Origin of the sequence: Vibrio sp. Isolate22, assembly GCF_022398115.1 — a bacterium.
Lineage (GTDB): Bacteria > Pseudomonadota > Gammaproteobacteria > Enterobacterales > Vibrionaceae > Vibrio.
This window is the reverse complement of record NZ_JAKEUW010000001.1, coordinates 51,669-71,573: the sequence shown is the minus strand read 5'-3', so window position 1 is coordinate 71,573 and position 19,905 is coordinate 51,669. Positions and strand designations below refer to the sequence as shown.

The 19,905-nt window shown below is 44.7% G+C and carries 19 protein-coding genes; 10 read left to right on the top strand and 9 right to left on the bottom strand.

Going from position 1 to position 19,905, the window contains the following annotated elements:
* Positions 1 to 79: 79 nt before the first annotated feature.
* Positions 80 to 853 carry a helix-turn-helix transcriptional regulator gene (locus L1D55_RS00360; protein WP_239915944.1) on the bottom strand — a complete coding sequence of 258 codons (774 nt, stop codon included), beginning with the start codon at positions 851 to 853 and terminating at the stop codon, positions 80 to 82.
* 96 nt (positions 854 to 949) lie between these two features.
* Here L1D55_RS00360 and L1D55_RS00355 point away from each other — a divergent pair, with 96 nt between their 5' ends.
* From L1D55_RS00355 to L1D55_RS00340, 4 genes are all read left to right on the top strand, one after another.
* Complete coding sequence (locus L1D55_RS00355; protein ID WP_239915942.1) at positions 950 to 2,071, top strand: multidrug effflux MFS transporter; 1,122 nt, start codon at positions 950 to 952, stop codon at positions 2,069 to 2,071.
* 170 nt (positions 2,072 to 2,241) lie between these two features.
* Positions 2,242 to 2,760, top strand: a complete 519-nt coding sequence (locus L1D55_RS00350) for a TetR/AcrR family transcriptional regulator (protein ID WP_128162832.1) — start codon at positions 2,242 to 2,244, stop codon at positions 2,758 to 2,760.
* Positions 2,757 to 3,812: an alcohol dehydrogenase family protein gene (locus L1D55_RS00345; RefSeq protein WP_239915941.1), complete on the top strand. Its 1,056-nt coding sequence runs from the start codon at positions 2,757 to 2,759 to the stop codon at positions 3,810 to 3,812. The genes L1D55_RS00350 and L1D55_RS00345 overlap by 4 nt, the downstream gene beginning before the upstream one ends.
* 233 nt (positions 3,813 to 4,045) lie before the next feature.
* Complete coding sequence (locus L1D55_RS00340; protein WP_239915939.1) at positions 4,046 to 5,158, top strand: HDOD domain-containing protein; 1,113 nt, start codon at positions 4,046 to 4,048, stop codon at positions 5,156 to 5,158.
* Positions 5,159 to 5,277: 119 nt separating this feature from the next.
* Here L1D55_RS00340 and L1D55_RS00335 read toward each other — a convergent pair whose 3' ends face one another.
* The 3 genes from L1D55_RS00335 to L1D55_RS00325 all read right to left on the bottom strand — a co-directional run bounded on the left by L1D55_RS00335 (position 5,278) and on the right by L1D55_RS00325 (position 8,336).
* The gene (locus L1D55_RS00335) at positions 5,278 to 5,676 is read right to left on the bottom strand and encodes a DUF1090 domain-containing protein (RefSeq protein WP_239915937.1); all 399 of its coding nucleotides are present in this window, start codon (positions 5,674 to 5,676) and stop codon (positions 5,278 to 5,280) included.
* A gap of 134 nt (positions 5,677 to 5,810) precedes the next feature.
* Positions 5,811 to 7,316 (bottom strand): SgrR family transcriptional regulator, encoded by a 1,506-nt coding sequence (locus tag L1D55_RS00330; RefSeq protein WP_239915935.1) that lies wholly within the window; start codon positions 7,314 to 7,316, stop codon positions 5,811 to 5,813.
* A 9-nt stretch (positions 7,317 to 7,325) separates the two neighbouring features.
* Entirely contained in the window at positions 7,326 to 8,336 is a 1,011-nt protein-coding gene (locus tag L1D55_RS00325; protein WP_239915932.1) for a Gfo/Idh/MocA family oxidoreductase, read from the bottom strand.
* Between the two features lie 226 nt (positions 8,337 to 8,562).
* On the opposite strand from L1D55_RS00325, the gene L1D55_RS00320 reads away from it, so the two are divergent.
* Positions 8,563 to 9,534: a triacylglycerol lipase gene (locus L1D55_RS00320; RefSeq protein WP_239915931.1), complete on the top strand. Its 972-nt coding sequence runs from the start codon at positions 8,563 to 8,565 to the stop codon at positions 9,532 to 9,534.
* A gap of 2 nt (positions 9,535 to 9,536) precedes the next feature.
* The gene (locus tag L1D55_RS00315; RefSeq protein ID WP_239915929.1) at positions 9,537 to 10,496 is read left to right on the top strand and encodes a lipase secretion chaperone; all 960 of its coding nucleotides are present in this window, start codon (positions 9,537 to 9,539) and stop codon (positions 10,494 to 10,496) included.
* Between the two features lie 72 nt (positions 10,497 to 10,568).
* On the opposite strand, the gene L1D55_RS00310 is transcribed toward L1D55_RS00315, so the two are convergent.
* Positions 10,569 to 11,474, bottom strand: coding sequence for a homocysteine S-methyltransferase family protein (locus tag L1D55_RS00310; RefSeq protein ID WP_239915927.1), 906 nt, complete (start codon positions 11,472 to 11,474; stop codon positions 10,569 to 10,571).
* Positions 11,475 to 11,702: 228 nt separating this feature from the next.
* Here L1D55_RS00310 and L1D55_RS00305 point away from each other — a divergent pair, with 228 nt between their 5' ends.
* Positions 11,703 to 12,404 (top strand): lipoate--protein ligase, encoded by a 702-nt coding sequence (locus tag L1D55_RS00305; protein WP_239915925.1) that lies wholly within the window; start codon positions 11,703 to 11,705, stop codon positions 12,402 to 12,404.
* A gap of 19 nt (positions 12,405 to 12,423) precedes the next feature.
* Here L1D55_RS00305 and L1D55_RS00300 read toward each other — a convergent pair whose 3' ends face one another.
* Both L1D55_RS00300 and L1D55_RS00295 read right to left on the bottom strand, forming a co-directional pair.
* Positions 12,424 to 13,260, bottom strand: a complete 837-nt coding sequence (locus L1D55_RS00300; protein WP_239915923.1) for an SDR family NAD(P)-dependent oxidoreductase — start codon at positions 13,258 to 13,260, stop codon at positions 12,424 to 12,426.
* A gap of 252 nt (positions 13,261 to 13,512) precedes the next feature.
* Positions 13,513 to 15,585 (bottom strand): alkyl sulfatase dimerization domain-containing protein, encoded by a 2,073-nt coding sequence (locus L1D55_RS00295; protein WP_239915920.1) that lies wholly within the window; start codon positions 15,583 to 15,585, stop codon positions 13,513 to 13,515.
* 189 nt (positions 15,586 to 15,774) lie between these two features.
* Here L1D55_RS00295 and L1D55_RS00290 point away from each other — a divergent pair, with 189 nt between their 5' ends.
* Positions 15,775 to 16,689, top strand: a complete 915-nt coding sequence (locus L1D55_RS00290; protein WP_239915913.1) for a LysR family transcriptional regulator — start codon at positions 15,775 to 15,777, stop codon at positions 16,687 to 16,689.
* 54 nt (positions 16,690 to 16,743) lie between these two features.
* Here the strand turns inward: L1D55_RS00290 and L1D55_RS00285 are convergent, their stop codons facing one another.
* Positions 16,744 to 17,583 carry a DMT family transporter gene (locus L1D55_RS00285; RefSeq protein WP_239915912.1) on the bottom strand — a complete coding sequence of 280 codons (840 nt, stop codon included), beginning with the start codon at positions 17,581 to 17,583 and terminating at the stop codon, positions 16,744 to 16,746.
* Positions 17,584 to 17,837: 254 nt separating this feature from the next.
* Here L1D55_RS00285 and L1D55_RS00280 point away from each other — a divergent pair, with 254 nt between their 5' ends.
* Positions 17,838 to 18,227: a VOC family protein gene (locus tag L1D55_RS00280; RefSeq protein ID WP_128162807.1), complete on the top strand. Its 390-nt coding sequence runs from the start codon at positions 17,838 to 17,840 to the stop codon at positions 18,225 to 18,227.
* Positions 18,228 to 18,267: 40 nt separating this feature from the next.
* Positions 18,268 to 18,792 (top strand): hypothetical protein, encoded by a 525-nt coding sequence (locus L1D55_RS00275; protein ID WP_239915911.1) that lies wholly within the window; start codon positions 18,268 to 18,270, stop codon positions 18,790 to 18,792.
* An 84-nt stretch (positions 18,793 to 18,876) separates the two neighbouring features.
* Here the strand turns inward: L1D55_RS00275 and L1D55_RS00270 are convergent, their stop codons facing one another.
* The gene (locus L1D55_RS00270; RefSeq protein ID WP_239915910.1) at positions 18,877 to 19,791 is read right to left on the bottom strand and encodes a DMT family transporter; all 915 of its coding nucleotides are present in this window, start codon (positions 19,789 to 19,791) and stop codon (positions 18,877 to 18,879) included.
* Positions 19,792 to 19,905 lie beyond the last annotated feature (114 nt).

The window sequence follows — 19,905 nt, the reverse complement described above, 5'->3', positions numbered from 1 at the left end:
TCCCCAATAAAAACCAGAACTCATGTTCTGGTTTTTTGTATGTAAGAGACGTTGAACTGAACTCATGGAAACGCATCCGTCACGCTCTCAACTTGGTGAAAGCGAGGGGTGTTTGTCCAGTTTGTTGTTTGAAAAAGGTAATAAACGCACTATTGGATGAGAACTCCAATAGCTCTGCGACATCGCCGACCTGTCGATTTTCTGAGATCAGTTCGATGGCTTTAAATAACCGCCATTGTTGCCGCCAATCTTGATAAGTCATGCCGGTTTCTGCCTTGAACAGTCGAGTGATGGTTTTGGTGCTTGCCCCAACTGAATCCGCTAATGTCGATAACCCAGGGGCTAAGAATGAGTCGCTTCTCACTTGTTCACAAAAGCGTTTGAATCTGCGATCTGTAGGAAGTGGCAAGATGAATGAGTGCTTATTTGCACAGTAGAATTCCTCCCAAAATAGGTTGGCAGTATTGGTGGTTTGCTCCGATGCAATGTCCCATTCCCAAAACGACATTTTGTTGATTAGCGCCTTTAGTAGCTCATTTACTTCGATGATTTCTATGTCTTCAGGGCATGTGTAAATATGACTGTCGAAGTAGAGCGAACGATAGGCCACGACGTTAGTCATCTGCGCTCTATGTTTGGTATAAGGCGGGATCCAGACCGCTTTGGTCGGCGGTAAAATGCAAAGAGCATCTTCTAAGGTCAAGGTGATGCAGCCTTGTGGAGCATACAGCAGCTGTCCTTTCTTGTGGTAGTGGATACCTGAATCGTGCTGGCCTATATCTGCAGCAACACCGATTACGGGGGCGGGTAATCCGTCTGCATCAAAGTTACTCGTTTCGCTAATTAATGCCATTTGTCCCAATCTTGTTGTTTTTGGTTTTAATGTTGTTAACGAGTCAAGGTTAGTTTTCTATAAACTTCTCGTCAAGTTCACCGATTTGGAAAAATGATGAAAACGAAACCTTCTTTGTGGCAAATGGTATTGCTGTTGATGTTCCCGCAAATAGCAGAAACCATTTATAGCCCAACTCTGGATTCAATATCGAAATCCTTTGATGTCAGTTACACACAAGCGGCACAAACTCTCTCGATCTACTTCTCTGCATTTGCATTAGGCGTGGTGGTATGGGGTGTACTTGCTGATAAATGGGGACGCCGACCAACAATGTTATTGGGGCTTGGGTTATTTGCTTGCTCTGCACTTATTGCACTGCAAACCAATAGTTTCACCTGGTTAATGGTCGCTCGAGCGATGGGCGCTTTTGGACTTGCGGTTGGTTCCGTTGTGACCCAAACCATGTTGCGAGATGCCTTTAGCGGACCTGAGTTGGCAAAAGTGTTTGGTTACATGGGCATGGGGCTATCAATTAGCCCAATTATCGGACTGTTGCTTGGTGGTCAATTGAGCGAAGCTGGCGGACACCAATATGTCTTTATGGCTCTATTTATTATGGTGTTAGCGCTATTGGTTCATAGCTTATGGTCTCTGCCAGAAACGCAACAATCTAAACAGCCGTTGCAATTAAAATCGCTTGGAATGCGTATGGTAAAAGATAGCGATATATGGATGTCTGCGTTGCTCGTTGCTTCGTTCAATATTGCACTGTTTTCGTATTACCAACTGGGTTCATTCACCTTCTTACAACTTGGCTTCAGTGTAGAGCAGTTTGGTTATAGTGGTGTTGTACTTGGCTTCGGAACTTTGTTCGGCAGCTTAGTGAACAAGGCACTATTGAAGAGACAATTTTCTTCTCCATCTTTGATCGGTATAGCGGCTGCTCTTCAAACGCTAAGTGCGGTTGGTGTGTATTTTTCACAAGGCACGATCTGGTTCTTACTACCAATGATGCTGGTGGTGATGGCGTTTGTAATCGCGATTCCTAATGTACTAAGCCGAGCTTTGGTGCGTTACCAATCTCAAGCCGGAAGTGCAGGTGCATTGTTTGGTTTGATGTATTACACCCTGATTGGTTCCGGCCTTGGTTTAGCAGGAATGATTCAAGATTTAGGTGTGGTACTGGTACTTTGTGGCGCGTTGTCTGTACTAGTGACGATTCGCAGTCGACTCTAACAGAAGAGATAAACTCCTGATCTATATTGATAAATTCCGCACCTTATTTAGGTGCGGAATTTGTCATTTATCTTGCACGTAAAGTTGTCAGTTGACATGGGTAGAGTGATCGCTCTACCCTGTAGGTAGAAGAATCATTCTACCTTTTGTCGGGTACGTAAGAGAGCACTATGTTGAGAGAACAGATTGCAGCAAGCCTTGAAGTGGCATTTAGCCAACAAGGTTTTGCGGAACCGAGCGTTGCGCAGCTGAAAACGGCGTGTAATGTTAGCCTAAGAACCCTATACAAACACTTCCCTTCAAAAGAAGCGATGATTGTTGGTGCATTGGAATACCGACATCAGCGCTACCTGAACTTCCTGTTAGAAGCATCTCCTGAAGCTGGCTTAGAAGCTGTCGTTCATATTTTCAATAAGCTTCAACAATGGTTAGAAGAGTATGCACCACACGGCTGCATGTCGATGAATGCGATTGCTGCGTTCCCAGATAATGAGCTTATTAACCAAGCCGTTACGCAACACAAAGAACAGGTTCGAGTGCTCATTGGCAAGCAGAGCCTGCGAGATGATCTCGCAACGCCCCTGTTTTTACTTCATGAAGGCGTTTCAAGCGCGTGGCCGGTATTAGGCGAAGAAGCCGTGGCATCGGCACAGAATATGGTGACAAAATTACTCGAGGAAACACGATGAAATTCGAAACACCGAAAATGATGAAAGGTGTAGAGATGTTGGGTCACGGCGGAGCAGAAATGCTTGGCTACCGCGAAGATATCGCTGTTCCTCAAATCGAACCTAATGAAGCGCTGATCAAAGTGATGGCGGCAGGCGTTAACAATACCGATATCAACACACGAATCGGTTGGTATTCAAAAAGCGATGATTCAGACGATGCCAGTTGGTCGGGTGAAGCGCTAAAGTTTCCTCGTATCCAAGGTGCAGATGTGTGCGGCTTCATCGTAGCAGTCGGCAATGAAGTCTCTTCAGATCGTATTGGTGAGCGTGTTCTTATCGAGCCTTGTTTAACAGAAGTGTATGGGCGAGAGCTGCCACAGCCATGGTATTTCGGTTCTGAGTGTGATGGCGGTTTTGCTGAATACACGAAAGTCGCAGCAAAGCACGCGTATGCGGTGGACAGTAGTATGTCGGATGTTGAGCTGGCGTCTTTTCCATGTTCTTACTCGACAGCAGAAAACATGCTGACTCGAGCTAATGTAACTGAAGGCGATCGCGTGTTGATCTCTGGTGCATCAGGCGGTGTGGGTTCCGCAGCGATTCAATTGGCAAAAGCTCGTGGCGCACATGTGATTGCGATTACTAGCCCAAGTAAAAACCAACAGTTACTTGATCTTGGTGCCGATGAAGTCATTGCTCGTGATGCTGATTTAGTTGAAGCGCTAGGTGCAAACAGCGTTAACGTTGTGATCGATTTAGTCGCCGGTGACAAATGGCCTGAATTCCTTGAAGTCTTAAAGCCACATGGTCGTTATGCCGTGTCTGGCGCAATTGGTGGTGCGATGGTTCAGCTTGATGTTCGTACTCTGTATCTAAAAGACCTCAGCTTTTTCGGTTGCACGGTGTTGGAGCCACAAGTGTTCCAAAACTTAGTTAACCGCATTGAAAAACAGCAGATTAAGCCGATTGTTGCGCAGTCTTTCCCGCTTGCCGATATTCATACAGCACAAGATGAATTTTTGAAGAAAAAGCACGTTGGTAAGATCGTATTGGAAGTCGCTGAGCGCTAGTTTAATTAGCCTCATAGTCCCAATGTATGAGAGAGCGAGCAAGTGTTATTAGCTCGCTCTTTTTGTTTGAGGATATACATCATTTTTCTTTAACCGATTGATGAGTAATAGATTATATACAGCTAAAAAAATTAATGATTCATTTATCACTGTATGGTTTATGAGTCACCTGTGCGATAATCACCGCCGTTATATATCCCGATTTATGTTGTATTCATCTAGGAGCCGTATTGATGTTTAAAAGGGTATTACAGGCACTATTTTCCCCTTTTGCTTCCAAGCAAGGTAAGCAATTAACTTCCTCACAAAGTGCCTCTCAACAAGTCGTTTCTGATCAAGACCGTTCTCTCGAGCAAGCGACTGTTAAGCCTTCAATCTTTATTCCGCCTTCATCAAATCAACCATCATCATTAATCGTCGATAAATCGATGAGCCTTCACGATGGAGAATTTCTTGATTATCTGTTTGGAGAGTCACGTCTGCGAACGGAATCGGATCCATTTAGTGACTTTGTGGCCTGCCAAGTTGAACGTTTGATTCGTTCCCCTAAAGCGCTTCTCAATGAATTGCCTGTGATGCCTGCTTCTGTCACGACATTAATGGGTGAACTACAGAGTGATGAGTTTGATGTCGATGCTCTGCTTAAGGTGATTGAGCGAGAGCCGAGCATGGCAGCTGATGTCATTAAATTAGCGAACAGCGCATACTACAAACGCAGTGAAAAACAGGTAACCGATCTAAAAACCGCATTCTTAAATATGGGTTCTCAAGGCTTGGTGGAGGGTGTGGTTAATTCTTACATGAAAAATTTTACCCCAAGCAATAATATTTATTGGCGCCACTTCGGTGAGAAAATTTGGAATCACAGCATCCAAACGGCTTCTTTTTCAAAGGAGTTAATGAAAGAGTCTCCATCTCAAGAAGACCAGTCTAGCGCCTATTTTATTGGGTTGATCCGTAACCTAGGTAAGATGATCATTTTCCAAATGATGGTGGAGGCTTTCAAGCATGTTGACCCTTCTGTGCCACCTAACTCATTGGCGTTGAAGCGCTTAATTAATAGCTACTCTATTCGCCTCACTTATACCATTGCTAAGTTCTGGGAGTTGCCGGAGTCGGTACTGACAGCTATTGGTTATCAAGAGTCGAGCCGCTACGCATGTACGCCACTGGGCCAAGCCGTGTTTGAGGCTAACTCTTTGAGTGAGCTGACGTACTTATTGGATGCTCAAGCGATCGATATCGAGCAATTTAAAAGCCGATGTAAGGAGAGACTGACATCACCTGCCGCCTACAAGGTGGCTAATCGCATCTATAAAGAGTCTGTGGTCGCGTTGGCTGGATAAGCCATTGGCGTTGTTGTGTTGACTGTGGATGCTGATTTATAGCGGTCTTTTACGAATGGTCTTACGAATGAGTAAGACCATGTTTTTATTGAAGCTGCTTCGAAGTGCGCGAATTTGATTTAAGGAATTTCAGACAGTTCTTGCTTTAAGTCATCAATTTTACGCTGCTCTTTTTCTATCTTGCGCTGATACTTTTTAATTTTGTCCGATCTGTTGTCTTGTTTGGCTTTTTCTAAGTCGGCTTGGTATTCAGCTAAATCTTGTTCGTTAGATTCAATTTTCTCGAGAATTTCGTCTTTCAAACCTTCGTTGCTACAGTTTTCTTTTGCCGCTTTCAATGCCGTTGTGAGTCGGTCGACTTTGTATTGATTATCGTATTGCTTAGCTTTTTCGATTTGATGCTCGATCTCACAGAACTTTTTCTCACAGCCAGTAAGTGAGTTGCAGGTCGTGCTTGCCATACTGCTAAAAGAAAATGCACTGAGGAGCAGTATTGAGCCTTTTAGGTGTCTATTCATGATTTACCTTCTACTGGTTCTATAGGGTTGAGCCTAGTTTCATCGTAACTTAACACCCGCACGCTTTGCTTATGGCAGAGGAGTGTTAAAGGTAAGTCTATGTGTTGAATGACTTATCTCTGTTAAAGATAGAATCAAATATGGCTAATCCACAACTTATCGAGGTCACACCAACCGAATCCATTTACTCGTGCTCCGTGTATTTTTTCAGATACCTCAAGATTGAATGCCTCTTGCTTAAGCTCAACCACTACTTCAGTTTTGTATAGCCAGCATTTGAGTTTCAAGAGTGTCTTGGCGGCTTGCTCAAAGTCTGGTTCGCATTGAATTGAGATTAAAGCCTGCTCGATGTTTGCGAGCATCTCAACGGGTAGCGACAAATCTTCGAAAGGGAAACGGGTGAAGAAGCCTAACCAAGAAGAGAATGAGTGGTTTTCATCGATAATGCTGCATAAAGCAACGTCTCTTATTGTTGAAAAATCCCCATACTCGACGGTGAGTTTAGTCTCACCAGGCGCTGAAAATTGCTTGAAAAAAGCTTGGCATTCCGAGGTGTCTTCAACGGTGAATGTTCGGTTGGGTGAAGACAACTCTGGATTTTGAATTTTGAAAAAAGTAGAGCCGTGAGCTCGCGCATGTGCACAACTGTATTCGCCAACTTTGAGTGTCTTTTCAGGCATTTTTACGCACACCTGATTTTGCGCACACGCTTTACTCTCTGCCCACTCTGGGTAAACCCATAATTCGACTCGATTTAGGATCGGAACCAGATTTGAATACGCATCATTGCGGTTCAGTCTTAGCATCTTGTTTGAGAATATCGCCAATGAGAATGGACCGGAACCGACCAACCTATCGACAGAATTAGGCTCAAAAATCGATGCTTCGGCTCTAGCAAGTAAGTGGGGTAGATGCCAATCCGTCTTGCTGAGTTTTATTGTGATGATGTTGCCTGAAGATGCAGAGACTTCAGTAATATGCTGATAGCAGCGATACCATAACTTGCTTGAAGAGAGCAAAGTCAGACAGTGTGCAATGTCTTGAGCTTCCAGTGTTCGGCCGTTGTGGAATCGCACACCATTACGAATTTGGAAACGCCAGATCGTTGCATCTTCATTGGGTTGCCAATGATAAGCCAAGTCGCCACATAATTTACCTTGTTGTACCGAGGTGAGACGCTGGCAAATTTGCATCACTAAGAAACGCTCGGTACGCCTCAGTACACCCTGAGGGTGAAGCGCTTCTAATTCACGGTGGAAGGGGATGTACGCGACGCTCTGAGCCGATTGATTCGTGCTGTTTAGAAAGGCTTGCAGCTCTGTACCAGCATTGCGTCCATTAAAGCTTAAGGTGCTGAAGACCTGCTCGATATTGCCGGAATCTGCTTGGCTTTGTGCGTATTGGTAGCACGCTTCCATCGGTTCAATCAGACACGTGAGTTGTGCCTTTTTATTGCGTCCTGAACTGGCTTGCCACTCAATCCAGCCTTGCGCGGTCATTGCTTTGAGTAGGGTTTGAACGTGACGCTCACTCACATGTAGAAGCGTTGCGATTTGGCTGACTTGGCAGCGTGATACTCCAGGCCCAAAAGCCTGAAATATCTTTTCGTACAGTTCAAGCTTGCGCTTTAGGTTGCCCAATTCGAATTCCTAAATATTAGGTTGAGTTAAGTGTTGGTAGCCTGCATCAGCGAGCGCTTTTTCCATGGTTTCAAGAACCTGTGCACTTACCTTTGAGCATAGGATATCAGACTCAAGTTTGCCCTCTAATACAAGTTGCGAGAAGTGCTCGATTTGATACTCGAACCCATTACCTTGAACGGGGTGCTCGATGGTGAAAGTTTCTTGTTTGTACTCCACCGTTATATGGGCTGGGTTCCACCACTTCTCTTTAATCGTAATGGCGATATCTGGGCCTGTTAATCGCGCTGCGCGTGGCAAGTTTCTTACCGTCGAAGCCGATATGGTCGCGTTGATCTCTCCAGAGAACTGGAAGCACGAATCGGTATCTACATTCGAACCTTCATAGAGGCTCGACATTTCGACTTTAGGTAGAGAAGGCGTAATCTCAAGAGTGCGACATAAATCGTAGAAGAACCACAGACCATACACTCCAACATCAAGTGTTGCCCCGCCGGCTAAATCTGGGTTGAAGATAAATAGGTTAGGGTCGTAGTCGTGCTCATTACCAAAGCTGGCTTCTATCGAGTCAAGCTTAATCTGGTTGCTGATTAAAAACGATGTAAGCTCGCGATAAGCTGGGAACACGACGGTCTTCATTGCCTCTAGCAACATTACGCCATTTTGCTCTGCCAGGGCTTTCATTTCTAACCAATCACCAAGGTTGGTAAAAGCAGGTTTTTCTACCAATACGTGCTTAATATGGCTCAGAAATAGTTTGGCTAGAGGTTTGTGATATGGGTGTACTGTGGCAATGTACACCGCTTCAACATCGGGATCTTGAGCCATGGCTTCATAAGATCCATAAGCTTTATCGCAATCAAACTTATTAGCAAAAAGAGCCGCTCTTGATTGGTCACGTGCTGACACCGCGTAGAGTTCGCCAAATGAGCAGTGCTCTGTTAGCGCTGTGGCGAATCTATTCGCGATATTGCCTAGCCCTGCGATACCCCATTTAATCTTACGTTGCGTGTCACTCATCACTTACTCCAATCGTTGTTTTGTTCCAGTGTACTCAGTGGGCTCACATACAAATAGAGAACACTTGCTTCGATTTGTTCAGGGTTTATATCACTAGTTCAACTCATTGAAATACTTACGCTTCTTACAATCCATTACTCCCACTTACCCTTTCTCTTTGATTGATATGCTCCAATGGACATTGAAAGTAAGTTCATTCATATAGAGTCAATTAAGGATAATAATAATGAAACACATGATAAGCATCGTAATGATGTTTACGGCTATCTTTAGTCACTTGGTTAGTGCTGCACCGAGTAAAGGATACACTGAGACACAATACCCAATCGTATTAGTTCATGGCTTTTTAGGCTTCGATGACATTCAAGGTTATGACTATTTTTATCAGATAGCTCAAACCTTGCGTAAAGATGGAGCCAAAGTATTCACTGCGCAAGTGTCCTCTGCAAATACCACCGAGGTTCGCGGTGAGCAACTTTTAAAGCAGGTGAAACAATACCTTGCTCGAACAGGAGCTAAAAAAGTTAACTTGGTTGGGCATAGCCACGGCGGACCGACTTCCCGCTATGTCGCGTCGGTAGCCCCTGAACTCGTGGCCTCTGTGACGAGTATTGGTGGAGTAAATAAAGGCTCCAAGTTTGCTGACCTTTTCTATACCGTCGCTCCCGATGGCACCTTAGTAAATAGCGCTGGCGCAAATATCATTGGGTATCTTTCGAAAATAACTCAATACCTATCGAGTGGTTCTACTTTACCGGTTGATGCTACTGGTGCGTTAAAAGCACTGACTACGCATGAGTCGTTGGCATTCAACAAGAAATACCCAGAAGGTGTACCAACAACAGAATGTGGTCAAGGTGCGCCTGTTGTTACTACGAAGGTAAACAACATCGAGCACGATGTTTACTACTACTCATGGAGTGGTAACCGATTACTGACCAGCCCGAAAGATGCGCTCGTTGATGGACCGCTGAAAGCAGTGAGCCTATTGGCTTTTGGTTCTTCAATCTTGGGTGGCGAAGAGAACGACGGAATGGTTGGTGTTTGCAGCACACACTTAGGTAAAGTGATTAACGATAGTTATCGAATGAACCATGTGGACGAAATTAACCAAGTTCTAGGACATACGGCACTGTTTTTATCTGTTCCAAGCATTTATCGACAACATGCGAACCGCTTAAAACTGCAGGGCTTATAAAAATGAATAAGGCTATTCTAGTTATCACTGTGATTGCTGTGGCTGCTAGCGTAGCCTATTTTAAAGCGTCTGTTCCGCGCTCACACCAGACGCAAAGTTTACCAGTCGCATTTGAAGAGCCTCTCGCGTCAGCAGAAATACCGCAAGAGAGTGAACAAGTTGTAAAGTTTGCAAAGCCCAAAGTTTCTTTGAAAGAGCCTGAGCTTCAAGCACCTTCCCAACAGGATACGGAAATCGACCAAGCATCATTGCGTGATACGTTTGATTATTTTCTGTCAGGGTTTGATGACTCGACGATGGATATCGAACAGTTAAAAACAAGGGTTAAAGAATTCATGACAAGAAACCATGAACGCTATCGCCCTGAGCACTATGGTCTTTTTGAGCAATATCTACTTTATAAAGAGCTATTGATGTCAATTGAGGTGGAACAGGCATTGAGCCTTGATGATTTGATTCGAATCGATAATGAGCTACTTGAACATCAGCTCTCACTCTTTAGCATAGAGGAACAGGCACTACTGTTCAGCGATGAAAACCTCCATCGTCAAGTAACCATTAAGAAAATGTCTCTCAAAGATATTGCCGTCTCGAGCAATGATTACAATTACTTACTTAAAGAAGAGTTGGATGAAATGCCAGAAGAGATCCGTCGTGTTTACCAAGACGATCTTATTTCTGTGCAATTGAGTCAGGTTGCGAATGACGAAGACGAGCAGCAACGCTACATCGCTTATGAGACGTTAATTGGTACTGAAGCAGCGCAAAGGATGGTGGAATTAGAGCAACGAGAATTAGCGTTAAATCAAAAAATCGAGCGCTACTTGGAGCAGCGCCGTCAAATTTTAAACAGCAGTGTCACGATGGATAAAGAGTATGAGATCGCTAGGTTGAGAGAATCGGTTTTTGAGCCCTCAGACCATAGGCGCATAATGTCACTTGAATCGATAGATGACCTTTAAGCAACATATATGTGGACTTCGCCCTGTATTGGAATACAAGTAACAGGGCACGTAACTGCCACTGAGCCCAAACTACTTTTCTTCAATTACCTCAAGTTTCCAATTCGCTAGGGCTTTAATATGTTTTGGTCCGATGCCGCAACACCCGCCAATAATATTCGCGCCAAGGGCATGCCAGCGTTTTGCATAGGTTAAGTAACCTTGGCCATCTAACTCGCGCATTTCTTGAAGCATGTCATTCGCTTCATGCTCGCTGCTGATCGGGGCAAAGTTATTTGCATAGACACCGATTTCTAGATCTTGGCCTAACTCATCCATTACCTGTTTGGTATCGATAATCGCTTGATCCATCACTTCCGGTACTGAACAGTTAAACATGATGCCTGTCACGTTAGACTGACAAACAAGCTTGACGGCTTCTTTTACGCTCTCACCAGAACGAATAGATGCAGAGTCGCTTTTGGTATCTTCTAAGCTAAAGGCGTAGTAACACGGTTTCGTTGATTGCTTAAGTACCCCATGAATGGACTCAAACTCTTGTACGCTGGATAGGGTTTCTACCAACCACAGGTCGATATTTGGCTCTTGTGCATCGTAGAGGGTTTGAATGATAGATGCCGCTTCTTCGACTTTGAATAAGTCAGGTCGGTAGCTGCCAAATGGTGGTGGAATAGAGCCTGCCACTTTGACCGCTTGAGGCGCTTGGTCAGCAACTGCTTTAGCTAATTCGCCAGACAGCGCTGCTAGCTCAAATCCTCTTTGTGCAAACAGTTCTTCACCCAAATGAAAAGGTACACACGCATAGCTGTTGGTAATTATGATTTCAGCGCCTGCATCGATAAAGTTTTGGTGCGCTTGGCTAACAAAATCCGGGGCTTCAATCAGAGCTTGAGCGCTCCAAAGAGGCTGTGAGAACGGTGCGCCAATCTCTTTGAGTTCTCGGCCCATGCCGCCATCAAGTATGGTGAGTGTTTTCATATTCAATACTATCTAAAACAATTGCTGAAGTTCTGCCGCCACCATATCAGACAACCTTGCTTGACTAAAGCTGTCCAAGCGCGAGGTTCTTAACTAAGCCGATACTGCCTAGATAGGAATAATAAAATATTGAACCTCTGGCTCTATGTTGTATTGGATTTGGGGGATATGTTATTAATCTAGGGTCAATGAATAACTCGAACCCAACAAGCTGTAGAGGAAAGTGCATTGAAGTTAACGAATAAGCTCGTGCGTTACCCGCACATTGATGTTGATCGTGCGTTTGAAAAAGAAGATGAGCTATTGCAGCAGATTCAGAATGGTGAGATTGGGCAAGCCTTAATGTTGTGGCAAGCCAAAACGCCGACACTTGTTTTACCTGCAGGTAAAAAGTGGCCAGTGACGTTGGAGTCCAGAATGCAGCTTGAGGCACAAGGCTGGCAACTCTCTTCGCGTAAAACGGGTGGTGCTCCCGTTCCCCAGCTACCGGGCGTGATTAACTTGTCGCACATTTATCATTGGCCGAGCGATGAAGCGTACAATATTCAAAAAGCTTATCTGCATTTATGTGATGTTTTAACTCAATTTTTTAGAGAGTTAGGCGTTGATGTGGATGTGCATGCGACTCCAGGTTCTTATTGCGATGGCGATTACAATCTCAATATCAACAAGCAAAAAATAGTAGGGACGGCTCAACGTGTTTTGCTCAAGCGAGGGGGCGGTCAAATCGTACTTTCCCAAGCCTGTATCTTGTTAGATGCAGACTTAGAACACATCGTTGCGCCCGTGAATTTTTACAATAAGATTTGCGGCAATCCAACCGTTGTAGAGCCACATGTTCACACGCTTTTATCTGAACATGTGACGCCCATGCCCAATGTAGATTCACTCTTTCAGCAATTGAGCCAAGCTTTTATTAGGTATGCATAGTGCTCTGTATCTGCCAGAATCAATGGGGTTCGGCGGATAACTTTTCTTGCAACAGTCGCTCGATCACTTCCACCAGTTTACGGTTTTTAGTGGGGTCGAGAGCATCGTTGTGAGGGTCTTTGAATAATCCAGAGTCATTATCGAAGTATCGTCCTGAGGCATTGGCAAACTCATCGCTGAGCGCTGCTCGACAAAGGATGTCTGCGCCAATCGCAAGATCATTACCATCAACGCCATAAGCATCTTTGACCAGCTTGCTCCCTAAGAAAGAGGCTGGGTTTACTGGAATAACCGCGAGGCCATTCGTTGCTGGGCTATTTGCTAAGGCATTCGCCAAATCAATCGACCACATCGTTAGTGCGAGTTTACTTTGTGCGTAAACGGGACCATCTAACTCTCCTGCATTTGGGCTGATAAGAGCACTTAAATCTACGGGTGACTGAGCTGCTGAAGATAGGTTGACGATACGGCTTTGCGTATCAAAAAGAGGAAGCAGCTTTTGTGTTAGTAAATAAGGTGCAATGGTGTTAACCACGAAACGTACATCAAGGTTGTCTGAAGTGGTGATGTCCGACACCTTATACACGCCTGCGTTGTTGATGAGAACGTCGAGTCGCTGGTGGTCAGCCATTATCTGAGTGGCGAGCGCTTCGACCTCTGAAAGTGTTGATAGGTCTGCTATATAATTTTCAATGACCGCTGTTTTAGACAGTCGAGATAGAGCAGCCACAACTTTGTTGATCTTGGCAGGGTTTCGGCCATGAATCAGAATGTGATGTCCCTGCTGAGCGAGCATTTTTGCGGTCTCTAAGCCAATGCCGTCAGTTGCTCCTGTGATCAGAATTTTTTTCTGCATACCTTTCCCTTGATACCGATTCCGAAGCACTTTTATAACAAAGTTTTATTGCGCAAAATTTCTAATACTTCACAGGATAGCGATAACAAGATCGTCCGTTATTGAGAAATCTGAAATAAATCGCTCGATGACTTATCAAACAAAAAAAGCCTCAACCCATCGAATGGGTGAGGCTTTGTCGTTAATAGCCGTCTGCCTTTTAGGCTTGATTTGACGTTGTTGTCGTTGTTGTTCCGTTAGTGCGTAATGGTTTTAGTGGGCATGTTCTGCTGAATCTTTGTATAGCTCAGCGTCCACTTCTTCACCTTTATTTGGACGTGGGACAATCTCAAATGAGGTGTCGGCTTCCGTCAGAGAAGAGAGCAGTTTGTTCAGTGATGACTTGTCACCTTTCACGCCAGCTTGACCGTCTTCTAGCAGTTTATTGAGTGTTGTCTTCTTCAATACGATATCAGACACGTCTGCTTTATTAATGATCAGCGTAGTATCGGCATCTTGCAGCTCACTCACCTGAATGTTGTTTAGGTTACCGTTAGACATTTCTACGTAGTAGAACTCTTTCACGTCAGGCAGTTGAATATTCATGGTAAATGGCGTGTTTTGCGCTTTCAATGAATCCACTTTTACTGCTAAGTAATCCAACAGGTTCTCAATTGTCATATTCGCCAATACATCTGGTGATGCTGTCTTCGGTGCGCCAGGTTGCGTGCCGATACGAAGCTCTTGTGAACCTGTTAGGTAGATGTTTCTCCAACCTGCACCTTCTGATTGATAGCCCAGTTGCTCATATGTATCAGCAAGCAAACCACGTGCAACTTTGTTGTCTGGTTCAGCTTGAACCACTTTATTCAGAGCCGTTGCTACAAAGCGGTATTCACCCTCTTTGAAGTCTTGCTGTGCTTTCTCAATCACAGCGTCACTGCCACCCATGTATTCGACAAACTTAACCGATTCTGGTTTCACTTGTAGTGGGTTAAGGTTTGCAGGGTTCATGTCGAAGTAGCCAAGGTACATGTTGTATACCGCACGTGCATTGTGTGAGTACGTGCCGTGGTAGCCATTGGTGTGCCAAGATTGTTGGATGCTGTCTGGCATCACTTTGTAGATTTCGTCACCGATATCTTGAAGAACCACACCGTTGTTGGCTAAACGAAGGGTTTGGTTATGGGTAAAGCCGTAGGCGTCACGCTGCATTTTTAGGTAATCAGAGATCTCTTGTTCACCCCAGATTGGTGACGAGTGCGAAGCGAACAGTACTTCGGTGTCTTCACCCCAAGTGACTAGCATTTCGTTGATCTTCTTAGACCATTTCAGACCATCACGAACTTTCGCACCGCGTAGAGTATAAAGGTTGTGCATGCCTTGGTAAGTCAGCTCACCCGTCCATAGCGCTTTCATGCTTGGAATGTAGGTCACCATCTCAGAGGCTGCTTCCGTACCTGAAGCATCCATGAACTGCATTTCAAGACCATCGATAACCAAAGTCTCGATCTCTTCGTTATGGTTCAATTCGTAATCTGGTAATACGTAAGTGATGCTACCGGTAGATAAGCCTTTAGCGAGTGCAGCATCAACAATACCGTGTTCATGGCGGTTCAGTGTCGCACCATATTGATAAGCAGTACGACGAGACATCGCATTACCTGCTAGCACGTTTTCATCTACGATCTCTTTAGTGATGTTCTTAGAGCCATACACTTTCACATCTGGGTACGCGTCTTTAATCGCACGAGCACCACCGAAGTGATCGGCGTGTGAGTGTGAATAGATCATCGCAACGATTGGTAATTCGCCGCCGTCAGGAACATTCTTTTTGAAAAACTTCAGTGATTTCTCTGCCGCTTCTTTAGTCAGCAGAACATCATAAGCGATCCAACCGCTGTCACTACGGATGAAAGAGATTGAGGCTAAATCGGCGCCGCGAACTTGATAAATCTGTCCAGGAACTACTTCATAGAGGCCTTCTGCTGCTTGGTTCAGAACGGCTTGGCGCCACAAAGACGGGTTTACGGAATCTGGTGCTTTGTCGGCATTAACAACGCTTGGTTCAATGAAGTTGAAGCTGTTACGAATGATGTCGCCAGTTTCTTGGTCGAAGCTTGCGATCAGTCCTTTGTTGTTATTGTCGAAAGCACGAGTGTCTGAGAAGTTTAGGGTTTTAGCGAATTCTTTGTTTGCCTGTGCCGTCATTTCAGTTGCATCTTTACCACCTTGATCACCGATCTCGCTAAAGTGCGCGTGGTCGTGGTTCGCTGCAATGGAAGGGAATGCAAGAGAGATTGCAAGGAACAGTGTTGCGTTTTTGAAAGTGCGTGAAGTTGTCATACGAGCCTCTTCAGTTCGGGTTTCGTTTCGATGAAGAAAGTGTATGACTTACACATATAGCAAAAAATAAAGTAAGCTTTATTTAACACATCACGAACAGTTATGTGTTGAAGTTGTATTAAAGTGAAGGTTCAAGATTAAACCTTGTCGTATGTTGAGTGCGACCACAAGCGAACATGGAGAGCAGCTGTGAGCGATGTTGAAAAGCTAGACCTGAATCTACTGAGTGTGTTTTTAGAGGTATATCGATTGAAGTCGATCACCTTAGCCTCTGAATCTCTTGGCATGACTCAACCGGGGGTGAGTGGCGCGTTGAAGCGACTGCAATCCCAACTTGATACTGACCTTTTCATTCGTGAGGGGCGGGGTATCTCGCCGACCAATGCGGCGGTACAACTGGCAAGTCGTGTAGAACCTGCTCTAGATGGAATTACCAGTGCGGTGAGTACGTTAAAGCAGTTCGACAATCAGCAGCATCATGTGTTTCGAGTCCTGGTTAATGAGATAGGTTTGACCAAGCTACAACCACTTGTGGAACAGGATGACTCTTTAGGGAATATCTCAATCGAATTCACCATGGTGCCGAATAATGAAGAGGATTTGCTGCAAAGTCTGAGCATGCAACAAGCGGACTTAGCTATCGATATTCACTACCCACAAGTGAATGGGTACCTAAAGCAGCCTTTGATTGAAGATGAGCTAGTACTTATTGCCAGAAAAGGACATCCACGAATCAATGGCTCAGTGACAGAAGCGCAGTATTATCATGAAAAGCACATTACTTTCCGAATGCGTCGTACGCGTTTATACACCGCTGACTATTTTACTAAATCGCCGCTTAAGCAAAGAAAGGTCAGTGCGGAGTGTGATTCGCTAATGACAATGTGTGTGTTGGTATCGGGCTCGGATTGTGTAGGCAGCACATCGCGTGATTTTGCTAACCAGTTTGCAGACTCTTTTCAGCTTCAAGTGCTCGAACAACCATTTGAAATCTTGCCGATGCAGCAATATATGATCTGGCATAAAAGAACCGATTTAAACTCTGCTCATCAGTGGTTGAGGGACAAGATCCAGCAGTATATGAAGAAGTCTAAAATCGGCTGACTTACATGTGAATCAAATAAAACGGCCTCAAAATGAGGCCGTTTTTATATCTGGTTATTCCGCTTTTTGTTTTCGCTTTTGGCGCGCGTTTTTGAGCATCTGTGTTGGTGATAAACCGGTCACCAGCATGGTGCCTGTGATAACTAAGCCAGAGCCAACGACAGTATTAATACCAATGGCTTCACCTAAGAATAAGTTACCCCAGAGAATACCAAAGACTGGAATTAAGAAGGTCACAGATAGCGCTGAAGGCGCACCAAGCTCATTGATGAGATTAAAGTAAAGTAGATACGCTAACCCGGTACATACTGCACCCAATAAGATGACCGATGTGGTGATAGTGAGATCGGGTGCTTCTCGCATTGGCATGAACAACACAAATGGCAGTACGATTAACACCGCTGCCCACATGCTGCCGTGCGCGTTATTGAAGGCTTCAACCTTGGGTGCTGTTTTGGTGTAGTTAGATGCAATACCGTAGCTAAATGCGGCCATAACGGCAGCAAAGATTGGAATAATGGCTTCTTGTCCAATATTGAACGCATCCCATCCAACCAACACGGTTACGCCCGTCACACCAATGCCGAGCCCAAGCAACACTTTGCTCTCAAGTGCAGTTTTGGTCCATATCGCACCTATGATCGCCGCCCATATCGGTGCTGTGGAGTTCAAAATCGCAAGGGTTGAAGCATTCAAAGTTTGGGCAGCATAAGCGAAACACAAAAAAGGAAGCGCGGTGTTAAACAAACCAAGAATGAAAAAGTGTTTTGAGTGAGCATTAAATGAGAGCTTTCTCTTTAGATAAAAAGAAACCAAAAGTAGGGTGATTGCCGCGCACAAAACTCGCGCTTCAATTAGGACCGCAGGGCCTAAAGGATTCGCTGCAATTCTCATGAAAAGGAACGAGCCTCCCCATATGGCAGCTAGCATGATCAGTTTAAAATAGCTCACAGTTTGAATCTCGATTGTGTAAAACACCGACTATGGAGCAAAGCTATCTATTACACAAATTGGATATGGCAATATTGCGCAGCGACTGGGTGAAATATCACCAAATAAATAGGAAGGTATTTGGCGGTATCTGTTCTGTTTATTGCTCCTAATTTGGCGAGTAATCTGATGCTAAATATCCACATTAGGTGTTAGAAATGAAGATTGAACATATCGCGATTTGGACCAAACAACTCGAAGTACTTAAACGATTTTATGAAGATTACTTTGGTGCGACGTCTAACCAGAAATACCATAATCCAACTAAAGGTTTCTCTTCCTACTTCCTATCTTTTGATAGCGGCAGTCGATTAGAGCTGATGGAGATGGACTCGGTCCCGGAATCGAAAGATGACATCTATGATCAGTTCACTGGATTTGTTCATATGGCGATTTCGTTGGGGTCAGAACAAGCCGTCGATGAACTGACTCACCGCTTAGTCGAAGATGGTTATGAACGTTTAGACGGTCCAAGAAGAACGGGCGATGGTTATTATGAGAGCTGTGTCCTCGATCCTGATGGTAATCGCTTGGAACTTACCGTTTAATGTAAGGACTTGATTGAATGACTTACGGATTTGAGGGGGAATGATGAAGCGCATTTTGGCTTTTGTTTTTAGTCTGAGCTTGGTGGGGTGTGAGTCTTCGGAGCTAGCGCAGGTTGATGCACCAGAGACGACAATCGAACCATCTCAACCGATCGGCTACCTTGGCTTCAAAGATCATCAAGACTGGGCTATCAAATTCAATGATTGTACGGTTTATGATCTAACCGGAGCTCAACCATATCAATGGTTTGATCGCACTTCTGCGTCTGTAAGTTGTTATACCTTTAAACCAAGCGATGCGATTGCACCTTTGCCTGTTTATTCGAGTGCAAGTTTCGAAAGCGATCAGCTTACCTCGATTGAGCGCTTTCAAGAATTACAGGTGTCGGATTCTGGCTGGGGCCGTTTTCCTATTGTCTATGATAAAAACGGCACCAATTGGCTAAGGGTTAAAGAAGGTTGGATTCATCTTACGCTCGCCGACCAGACGCTCGTCCAGTTCTACCCGGGAACTCAAGATCAGGCTGCTAAATCACAACATGATCAGTATTTTGAGCACCATTGATAAACGAATGATCAATGCCCCTTGCTAAATGCGGTTTGGGGCATAAATAGCTAATCAGTTAACAGTTAGCCTGAACAATGACAGTTACTGTTTCTGCTTCGCTTTGATGATAAACGGCAGGATTGCACTGAATAAAATCACGCTCGCACCGATCAAAGCGAGTGAATTTGGCAGCTCCGCAAACAACAGATAGCCTAGAACCATTGAGTAGATCATTTGTGAGTATTCGACATTCGACACCACGTTCGCTTCTCCCCATTTATAGGCTGTCACTCCAAACCACTGTCCGATAGAAGAGATAACGCCGACCAGAACTAATAAAGCCAATTCAGACCATGTCGGCCATTGCCATTCGATGATCGCTGGGATTAACGCAACAGCGCCAACAAAGATGGCTTGGTACGCCAATACAACGGTTTTCGATTCTACATTCGCCATTTTCCTCACACAGATAACCGCAATAGCAGCACCTAATGCTGCGACTAACCCTGTTCCAACATAGAACAGAGATTCACTTTCTAAGGTCGGTTGTACGACTAACATCACTCCAGTAAAGCCAACTAAGATCGTCGTCATGCGAGCCCAGCCAACGTTTTCTTTCAGGAATAGACGAGAGATCACAGCCACGAACAACACCTTCAGAAACCCTAATGCGGTTGCATCGGCAAACGGAATATTACTGACGGTTAAGAAGCTGAAGTAGAGTGCGATAAACGCTCCGGTAACACGCCATATATGCATCGACACCATTTTAGGGTGGAGCATTGCATCTATGTTGCTGATTATCGATGGCATTAATAAGGTGACGAAAACCAGTTGTCGAAATAGCAAGATTTGGAAAATATCGATGGTCTGGCTCAACTCTCGGACAATAACGCCTACTAATATGAACAGCGCATTTGAGATAAGCGCCAGTGCAATTCCTTTTGCTGGGTCGGACAGTCCGTCGAAAAATGAAAGCAGCGGACGAGGCACTGCGAAGGAACGATGAATAGACATAACACACCTCTTGATGATTGGGTGCTGAGCATAAAGCCTACACTGGTAGACGGGTCAAACACGGTTTTCACTTTTCCGAACACGCCAAATTTATCTTTTGGATCAAAAAAAGAT

Excerpts from the sequence above, each read along its gene's own strand:
- L1D55_RS00270 (WP_239915910.1), bottom strand. The coding sequence starts at position 19,791 with ATGTCTATTCATCGTTCCTTCGCAGTGCCTCGTCCGCTGCTTTCATTT.
- L1D55_RS00355 (WP_239915942.1), top strand. The coding sequence starts at position 950 with ATGAAAACGAAACCTTCTTTGTGGCAAATGGTATTGCTGTTGATGTTC.
- L1D55_RS00335 (WP_239915937.1), bottom strand. The coding sequence starts at position 5,676 with ATGAATAGACACCTAAAAGGCTCAATACTGCTCCTCAGTGCATTTTCT.
- L1D55_RS00325 (WP_239915932.1), bottom strand. The coding sequence starts at position 8,336 with ATGAGTGACACGCAACGTAAGATTAAATGGGGTATCGCAGGGCTAGGC.
- L1D55_RS00285 (WP_239915912.1), bottom strand. The coding sequence starts at position 17,583 with ATGAGAATTGCAGCGAATCCTTTAGGCCCTGCGGTCCTAATTGAAGCG.
- L1D55_RS00315 (WP_239915929.1), top strand. The coding sequence starts at position 9,537 with ATGAATAAGGCTATTCTAGTTATCACTGTGATTGCTGTGGCTGCTAGC.
- L1D55_RS00275 (WP_239915911.1), top strand. The coding sequence starts at position 18,268 with ATGATGAAGCGCATTTTGGCTTTTGTTTTTAGTCTGAGCTTGGTGGGG.
- L1D55_RS00280 (WP_128162807.1), top strand. The coding sequence starts at position 17,838 with ATGAAGATTGAACATATCGCGATTTGGACCAAACAACTCGAAGTACTT.
- L1D55_RS00310 (WP_239915927.1), bottom strand. The coding sequence starts at position 11,474 with ATGAAAACACTCACCATACTTGATGGCGGCATGGGCCGAGAACTCAAA.
- L1D55_RS00340 (WP_239915939.1), top strand. The coding sequence starts at position 4,046 with ATGTTTAAAAGGGTATTACAGGCACTATTTTCCCCTTTTGCTTCCAAG.
- L1D55_RS00295 (WP_239915920.1), bottom strand. The coding sequence starts at position 15,585 with ATGACAACTTCACGCACTTTCAAAAACGCAACACTGTTCCTTGCAATC.
- L1D55_RS00320 (WP_239915931.1), top strand. The coding sequence starts at position 8,563 with ATGAAACACATGATAAGCATCGTAATGATGTTTACGGCTATCTTTAGT.
- L1D55_RS00300 (WP_239915923.1), bottom strand. The coding sequence starts at position 13,260 with ATGCAGAAAAAAATTCTGATCACAGGAGCAACTGACGGCATTGGCTTA.
- L1D55_RS00345 (WP_239915941.1), top strand. The coding sequence starts at position 2,757 with ATGAAATTCGAAACACCGAAAATGATGAAAGGTGTAGAGATGTTGGGT.
- L1D55_RS00360 (WP_239915944.1), bottom strand. The coding sequence starts at position 853 with ATGGCATTAATTAGCGAAACGAGTAACTTTGATGCAGACGGATTACCC.
- L1D55_RS00350 (WP_128162832.1), top strand. The coding sequence starts at position 2,242 with ATGTTGAGAGAACAGATTGCAGCAAGCCTTGAAGTGGCATTTAGCCAA.